The organism is Plastoroseomonas arctica (genome assembly GCF_018128965.1).
Lineage (GTDB): Bacteria > Pseudomonadota > Alphaproteobacteria > Acetobacterales > Acetobacteraceae > Plastoroseomonas > Plastoroseomonas arctica.
The window spans coordinates 91389-98246 of the sequence record NZ_JAAEDH010000019.1 but is presented as its reverse complement, the minus strand read 5'-3'; the positions used below and the strand labels follow the sequence as shown (position 1 = coordinate 98246).

Here is a 6858-nt window from a genome sequence, read left to right as displayed (position 1 = left end):
GGCGGCGCGGTCACCTGGTTGGGCCGCTGCTCCGGCGCCTCGGGGCGCGGCGGCGCGGTGACCGGGTTGGGGGCGGGCACCGGGGCCGGGCGCTCGCCCTGGGCTTCCTGCGGCGCCTCTGTGGAAATCACCTCAACCGAAATGCCGGTCTCCTGCGGTTCGGGGATGGGGCGCGCCAGGGCGAAGAGCGCGCCAATCGCCAGCACCAGCATGTGCAGCCCAAGCGAGACGGCACCCCAGCGCGGCAGCCTGTCGCGCTGGTCCGGTCCGGCGCCGAAGCCAAAGGTGCTCGCGGACACGGCGGGGCCCGGTCAGCGCGCCGGGCGCGGCCGCGCCGGGGGGGCGGCGGGAGCTGCGGGTGGCGCGGCGGGACGGCCGGCGGGTTGCTCGGTCAGCAGGGCCACGCGGGTGAAGCCGGCGGTGGCGATGGTGCCCATGACCTCCATCACCCGGCCGTAGTTGATGCCGCGGTCACCGCGCACGAAGATGCGCCGTTCGGGCTGCCCCGCGGCCTGGGCCGGCTGGTTCGCCAGGATGGCACGCAGTTGCTCCACCAGCCCCTCCAGCGGCACCTCGGTTTCCTGCAGGAAGATCTTGCCCTCGGTGTTGACCGAGATGGTCAGCGGCTCGGTCTCCTGGGCCATCGGCTGGGCGGCGGTGCGCGGCAGGTCGATCGGCACGCCCACCGTCATCAGCGGTGCGGCGACCATGAAGATGATCAGCAGCACCAGCATCACGTCGACCAGCGGCGTGACGTTGATCTCCGACATGGGCCGGTAGCGCGAGCGGCCGCCGGGGCGGTTTCCGAGGGAGACGGCCATGGCCCTACTCCGCCGCCTGCGTGGCGCGGGCCGGCGCGGCCGAGGCCTGCTGGTCCGCCTGGCGTGAGACGATGGCGGCGAATTCCGTCGCGAAGCTTTCCAGCCGTGCCGCGAAGCGTGCGAGGTCTGTGTTGATCTTGTTGTAGGCGAGCACCGCCGGGATCGCCGCGACCAGGCCGATGGCAGTCGCGAACAGCGCCTCCGCGATGCCCGGGGCGACGACCGCGAGGTTGGTGTTCTGCATGCCCGCGATGGCCGCGAAGCTGTTCATGATGCCCCACACCGTGCCGAACAGGCCGATGAAGGGCCCTACCGAGCCGACCGACGCCAGGAACACCATCCAGCGCTCCATCCGCTCCAGCTCGCGCCCGATGGTGACGGACATCGCCCGCTCCACCCGCTCCTTGGCACCGGCCACAGCGGCGCCGGTGAGATTGGCGCTGCGCCGCCACTCGCGCATCGCGGCGCCGAACACGGCGGCCATGGGATGCGTCGGCGCCTCGCCCTCCCGCGCGAACAGCTCGTCGAGGCTGCCGCCGGACCAGAACTTGTCCTCGAACGCGTCGGCCGCGCGATTGGCGCGGCGGAGCGAGGTCACCTTCTCGAACACGATCGCCCAGACCCAGACGCTGGCCAGCAGCAGCCCGATCATCACGCCCTTCACCACCCAGTCGGCCTGCAGGAACAGGCCCCAGAGCGAGAGGTCGTGGGCGATCTGCGGCAAGCCGGCGGCATTCACAGTGCGGTCCAAGCGGAACCCTCCTTCAACGACATCAAGATGGAGCGGTCTGTGCCGCTTTGGGTGTTTCGTGCACGCCTTGCCGGAACAGGGTCCGCCAGGGCTCCGGGATGGGTCTCGGGGACAGCTTGTCGCGGTCCACGCAGACCAGTCCGACCACCAGCGCCGCGAGGCGCTCGCCATCGCGCAGAACGCGTTGGTCGAGAACCAGTTGCACGGGGGTCACCCGGCGAATCCTCGTCTCCACCACCAAGCTGTCATCCAGCCGGGCGGGCCGCCAATACTCCACTTCAACGCGTCGCACCACGAGTAACGCGTTGTGACCATCGATCATGCCCTGGTGCGGGTGGCCCGCATCGCGCAATGATTCCGTCCGCGCCCGCTCCGCCCAGCGCAGATGGGACGCGTGATAGGCCATGCCGCCGGCATCGGTGTCCTCGAAATAGACGCGAATGGGAAACTGGTGCGGTGGCGATTCCATGACCGTCATGGGGCATCATCGGGCCCGAGCAGGTCCAGTTGGGCCGCAACCATGACGGGTGGGGCGAGGCCCAAGTGCCGCCAGCCCGGCTCGCCGAGCATGCGCCCACGGGGCGTGCGCAGGACCAGGCCCTCCTGGATGAGGAAGGGCTCGATCACCTCCTCCAGCGTGTCGCGCGATTCGGCCAGAGCCGCGGCCAGCGTCTCCACCCCAACAGGGCCGCCATTGTGATGTTCGGCAATGCGGCGGAGATAGCGCCGGTCCATGGCATCGAGGCCGAGATGGTCCACCTCCAGCCGTAGCAGCGCGGCATCGGCCATGGCGCGGTCGGCGGGGATGCCGGCGACTGCGGCGAAATCGCGCACCCGGCGCAGCAGCCGCCCCGCGACGCGAGGTGTCCCGCGCGATCGCCGCGCGATCTCGAGCGCGCCATCATGCGCGAGGGCGAAGCGCAGTTTTTCCGCACCGCGCTTCACGATGAGCAGCAGGTCATCGATGTCGTAGAATTGCAGGCGCAGCGGAATGCCAAAGCGGTCGCGCAGCGGTTGTGTCAGCAGGCCTGCGCGGGTGGTCGCGCCCACCAACGTGAAGGGCGGGAGGTCGATGCGCACGGTACGCGCGGCGGGGCCTTCGCCGATGATGAGGTCGAGGCAGTAATCCTCCATCGCGGGATACAGCGTCTCCTCGATGGCGGGTTGCAGGCGGTGAATTTCGTCGATGAACAGCACGTCGCGTGGCTGAAGATTCGTCAGGATGGCGGCGAGGTCGCCGGCGCGTTGCAGAATGGGCCCGGAGGTGGCGCGGAAGCCCACGCCCATCTCGCGCGCGACGATCTGCGCGAGCGTGGTCTTGCCCAATCCAGGCGGGCCGAAGAACAGCGCGTGGTCCATCGCCTCGCCGCGCGCGCCGGCGGCGGCGATGAATACCTTGAGATTCTCGCGCAGTGCCTTCTGGCCGATGAACTCGTCGAGCATGCGCGGGCGCAGGCTGCCCTCCGCGCCATCCTCCTCCTGCCGCTCGCCATCGGTGACCCTCATCGCGGCGCGAGCTCCTTGAGCCCTTCGCGAATAAGGACGCCGAGCGCCGCATCATCACCCAACCGCGCCCGCACGCGCGAGACGGCACCCACCGCCTCGATCCGCTTCCACCCCAGATTGATCAGCGCGGAAACCGCATCATCCGGAGGCGCCACAGTGTCAGCGACGCCCGCGCCATCAGCCTCCGGCGTCGCGCGGCCGACGGCCCATTTCTGCATCGCAGGCTCGTCGATGATGCGGTTCGCCGTCGCGGCACCCAAACCCTTCACCTCCGACAGCCGCTTGCGCTCCTTCGCCGCGATCGCCGCCGCCAAGGCATTCGGCGTAAGGCCCGAAAGCACCAGCAGCGCCTTCTGCGGACCGACCGTCTTCACTTCGATCAACGCACGAAACGCCTCGCGCTCGGCGGCATCGCAAAAGCCGTAAAGAGTGATGGCATCCTGGCGCAGATGCGTCTCCACCAGCACACGCTGAGCGCCGTCCGCGCGCGTCATCGCGTCTAGCGTCTTGCGCGAGCAGGAGAGAAGGTAGCCGACGCCCTGGACGTCGAGGACGCAGGTGGTTTCGGCGGTCTCCACGAGGCGTCCCGTGAGCATGCCGATCATGGAGAAAGACCGGGGAAAAGAATTTCCCCAGACCCCATTCTTTTACTTTTATTTACTGGTGCTCGCTGCCAACGCGGATCGCGCTTAAAGGTCCCGGTGCCACCTGCCAGCCCGTGCCAATAATTCAAACAAGAAAGAATGGGGCGCGACGCAGTGCGTCGCGGGGGGAAATTCATTTCCCCCATGCTTACTGTCATGCCGGCACATACCCCCGCGCCAACGCTAGGCGCGTCGCCCGATGATGCGTATGGCAGATCGCAATCGCCAGCGCGTCCGCCGCATCGGCCCGCGCCAGCCGCGCTCCCGGCAGCAGACGCCGCACCATATCCGCCACCTGTTCCTTCGCCGCCGCGCCCGTGCCGACGACGGCGCGTTTCACCTCCATCGCCTGGTACTCCGCGACGGGGATGCCGACCAGCGCGGGTGCGAGCAGCGCGATGCCGCGCGCCTGACCCAGCTTCAGCGCCGCGGCGGGGTTGCGGTTGACGTAGGTGTTTTCGATGGCGGCCTCATCGGGCTGCCATTCCGCGAGCAAGGCGGCGAGGCCGCGGTGCAGCGCCATCAGCCGTTCGGCCATGGGCAGGGTATCGTCCGGCGAGATGATGCCGCAGCCGAGGTGGCGCAGCGTGCTGCCCTCGCTGTGCACCATGCCCCAGCCGGTGTGGCGCAGCCCGGGATCGATGCCTAGGATGCGTGTCACGCGGGATCGCTCACATCGACATTGGCGTAGACGTGCTGGACGTCGTCATTGTCTTCCAGCGCGTCGAGCAGCTTGATGACCCCGGCCGCGCGCTCTTCGTCGAGCTCGACGGTGACGTTGGGCCACCATTCCAGGCGGGCGGATTCCGCCAGGCCGAAGCGTGCTTCCAGCGCATCGCGCACCGGGCCGAGATCTTCTACGGCGCATTCGATCTCGTGGCCGTCTTCGCTGCTGGCGACGTCATCGGCGCCGGCCTCGATTGCGGCTTCCAGCATGGCGTCGGCGGTGGCGGCGGAGGCGGGGTAGCGGATGGCGCCGTGGCGGGAGAACTGGAAGGCCACGGTGTTGCTCTCACCGAGCTGGCCGCCATGCTTGGCAAACGCGCTGCGCAGGTCGCCGGCGGTGCGGTTGCGGTTGTCGGTCAGGCCCTCGACGATGATGGCGACGCCGTGCGGGCCATAGCCTTCGTAGCGGACCTCGACGTAATCCTCGCCCTGGCCAGCGGTCACGGCTCGCTTGATGGCGCGGTCGATGGTGTCGCGCGTCATGTTCGCGACGAGTGCGGCCTTCACCGCGGCGCGCAGGCGCGGATTCATCGCGGGGTCGGGCACGCCCTGCTTGGCCGAGACGCTGATTTCGCGGATCAGCTTGCCGAAGGCGCGGGCTTTCTTGGCGCCCTGGGCCGCCTTGCGGTGCATGATGTTCTTGGCGTGGGAATGCCCGGCCATGGCCGATGTCCATCTTCAGATACAGGATGAGGAAGAGCTTATAGGGCGCCCAAGGCCCTGGCGCCACCGGAACCCATTGCGGGGCGGCTCGCGGCCAGGCACCTTGTCATCCCATGGACACGCACAGCCACCCCGACCCCTTCGCCGTCACCTCGCTCGAGGCGCTGTCCGCGCTGTACGGGGAGGTTGCGGAGCGCAGCAACAAGAAGGTGACGACCGCGCTCGACGACACCGCGCGCCGCTTCATCGCAGGGTCGCCCTTCTGCATCCTGGCGACGACCAGCAGCCGCGGCCTGCGCGCGACGCCACGCGGCGATGCGCCGGGTTTCGTCGCAACGCTCGAAGACGGCACGCTCGCGCTGCCCGATCGGCGCGGCAACAACCGCATCGAAGCGCTGCGCGACATCGTGGAGACCGGCGGCATCGCGTTGCTGTTCCTCGTGCCCGGTTCGAACGAGACGCTGCGCATCAACGGCACCGCGCGGCTGACGACGGACCCGACACTGCGCGCGCAGCTGGCCTACAAGGGCGTGGAGCCGGCGACGGTGATCCTGGTGACGGTGGCAGAGGTCTACATGCAATGCGGCCGCGCCCTGCTGCGATCGGGCATCTGGGCGGGGCGGGAAAAGCCCGCGGGCGTGCCGAGCGCGGGCGAGATGATCGCCGCGCATACCGGTGGCCTGGTAGACCCCGTCGAATATGATGCCGAGCTTTATGCGCGGGCGATGAAGTCCCTCTACTAGCCGAGCGCGGCACCCGAGGCGCGGATCACCGGCGTCCAGCGTGTCTTCTCCGCGGCCACCCAGGCCGCGATGTCTGCCGGTGCCGTGCGCGGCAGGGCCACGATGCCGGCAGCCTCCAGCCGCTCCTTGATGGTGGCGTCGGCGAGGATGGTCTGCACCGCCTCATCCATGCGCGCGATGATCGCGGAGTCCGTGCCCACAGGAGCCGCAAGCAAAAACCAGTTGGTGGAGACCACGCCCGGGAAACCCGCCTCGATGGCAGTCGGCACGTCCGGCAGCGCCGCGGCGCGTGTCGCCGAGGACACTGCGAGCCCACGCATGTTGCCCGCGCGGATAGCCGCGACATTCGCCCCCGCCGTGTCCCACAGCGAGGTGGTGCTGCCGCCGAGCACGGCCTGCTGCGCCTCGGGCGCGCCGCGGAAGGGGGCGTGCAGAAGCCGCGCGCCTGTTTCCATGCCGAACAGCACGCCGGTGAGGTGGCCAACAGAGCCGATGCCGGAGGAGCCGTAGCTCACCGCCTCCTCGCGCGCCTTCGCGGCAGTGGCGTATTCGGCCAGCGTGCGCATCGGGCTGTCGCCCTTCACGGCGCAGACGATCGGCGCGCCGCCGAGCAGGCTGACATAGCTGAAGGCGCGGTCGGGGTTGTAGGTCAGTCCGGTCATGATCTGCGGCAGCAGGATCAGCGGCGCCGGGGTGGAGACCAGGAAGGTGTAGCCGTCCGGTCGGTCCGCAGCGACCGCGCCCGCGCCGATCGCGCCGCCGCCGCCGGCGCGGTTCTCGATGACGAAACTGCGGCCGAGCATCTGTTCCAGCCGCGCCGCCACCGGGCGGATGATGATGTCGCTGGCACCACCGGGGGTAAACGGCACGACGATGCGCACGTTGCGGTTCGGCCAGGCGCCCTGCGCCGAGGCGATGGCGGGGGCGGCAAGGCCCGAGACCCCGAGGCTGGCGGCGAGGAGAGAGCGGCGGCGCATGGCAAGAGCTCCGAATGTGTCCGGATG

The 6858-nt window shown here is 69.4% G+C and carries 9 protein-coding genes and 1 pseudogene; 1 reads left to right on the top strand and 9 read right to left on the bottom strand.

All coding sequences use genetic code 11. The features are described from left to right. From GXW79_RS16015 to GXW79_RS15980, 8 genes and pseudogenes are all read right to left on the bottom strand, one after another. Positions 1-299, bottom strand: a pseudogene (locus tag GXW79_RS16015) (hypothetical protein); the annotation flags it as partial. Between the two features lie 12 nt (positions 300-311). After that, on the bottom strand, positions 312-821 hold the full coding sequence (tolR, locus tag GXW79_RS16010) for a protein TolR (protein WP_211875441.1): 510 nt from the start codon (positions 819-821) through the stop codon (positions 312-314). Between the two features lie 4 nt (positions 822-825). Next, a complete protein-coding gene (tolQ, locus tag GXW79_RS16005; protein WP_211875440.1) occupies positions 826-1572 on the bottom strand; it encodes a protein TolQ in 747 nt (248 codons plus the stop codon). A 22-nt stretch (positions 1573-1594) separates the two neighbouring features. Next, the gene (locus tag GXW79_RS16000; RefSeq protein WP_246504047.1) at positions 1595-2050 is read right to left on the bottom strand and encodes a YbgC/FadM family acyl-CoA thioesterase; all 456 of its coding nucleotides are present in this window, start codon (positions 2048-2050) and stop codon (positions 1595-1597) included. Beyond that, entirely contained in the window at positions 2047-3078 is a 1032-nt protein-coding gene (gene ruvB / locus GXW79_RS15995) for a Holliday junction branch migration DNA helicase RuvB (RefSeq protein WP_211875439.1), read from the bottom strand. The genes GXW79_RS16000 and ruvB overlap by 4 nt, the downstream gene beginning before the upstream one ends. Next, entirely contained in the window at positions 3075-3683 is a 609-nt protein-coding gene (gene ruvA / locus GXW79_RS15990) for a Holliday junction branch migration protein RuvA (RefSeq protein WP_211875438.1), read from the bottom strand. The genes ruvB and ruvA overlap by 4 nt, the downstream gene beginning before the upstream one ends. Positions 3684-3876: 193 nt before the next feature. Next, the gene (gene ruvC, locus GXW79_RS15985; RefSeq protein ID WP_211875437.1) at positions 3877-4383 is read right to left on the bottom strand and encodes a crossover junction endodeoxyribonuclease RuvC; all 507 of its coding nucleotides are present in this window, start codon (positions 4381-4383) and stop codon (positions 3877-3879) included. Then, complete coding sequence (locus GXW79_RS15980) at positions 4380-5111, bottom strand: YebC/PmpR family DNA-binding transcriptional regulator (protein ID WP_211875436.1); 732 nt, start codon at positions 5109-5111, stop codon at positions 4380-4382. The genes ruvC and GXW79_RS15980 overlap by 4 nt, the downstream gene beginning before the upstream one ends. A gap of 113 nt (positions 5112-5224) precedes the next feature. Between GXW79_RS15980 and GXW79_RS15975 the strand changes: the two genes are divergently transcribed. After that, on the top strand, positions 5225-5854 hold the full coding sequence (locus tag GXW79_RS15975) for an MSMEG_1061 family FMN-dependent PPOX-type flavoprotein (protein ID WP_211875435.1): 630 nt from the start codon (positions 5225-5227) through the stop codon (positions 5852-5854). On the opposite strand, the gene GXW79_RS15970 is transcribed toward GXW79_RS15975, so the two are convergent. Beyond that, on the bottom strand, positions 5851-6831 hold the full coding sequence (locus GXW79_RS15970) for a Bug family tripartite tricarboxylate transporter substrate binding protein (protein ID WP_211875434.1): 981 nt from the start codon (positions 6829-6831) through the stop codon (positions 5851-5853). The genes GXW79_RS15975 and GXW79_RS15970 overlap by 4 nt on opposite strands. Positions 6832-6858: the final 27 nt, after the last annotated feature.

Bases quoted from the DNA above. Each gene is read 5' to 3' on its own strand.
- GXW79_RS16000 (WP_246504047.1), bottom strand. From the start codon at position 2,050: ATGACGGTCATGGAATCGCCACCGCACCAGTTTCCCATTCGCGTCTAT.
- GXW79_RS15970 (WP_211875434.1), bottom strand. From the start codon at position 6,831: ATGCGCCGCCGCTCTCTCCTCGCCGCCAGCCTCGGGGTCTCGGGCCTT.
- GXW79_RS15975 (WP_211875435.1), top strand. From the start codon at position 5,225: ATGGACACGCACAGCCACCCCGACCCCTTCGCCGTCACCTCGCTCGAG.
- ruvB (WP_211875439.1), bottom strand. From the start codon at position 3,078: ATGAGGGTCACCGATGGCGAGCGGCAGGAGGAGGATGGCGCGGAGGGC.
- GXW79_RS15980 (WP_211875436.1), bottom strand. From the start codon at position 5,111: ATGGCCGGGCATTCCCACGCCAAGAACATCATGCACCGCAAGGCGGCC.
- tolR (WP_211875441.1), bottom strand. From the start codon at position 821: ATGGCCGTCTCCCTCGGAAACCGCCCCGGCGGCCGCTCGCGCTACCGG.
- ruvA (WP_211875438.1), bottom strand. From the start codon at position 3,683: ATGATCGGCATGCTCACGGGACGCCTCGTGGAGACCGCCGAAACCACC.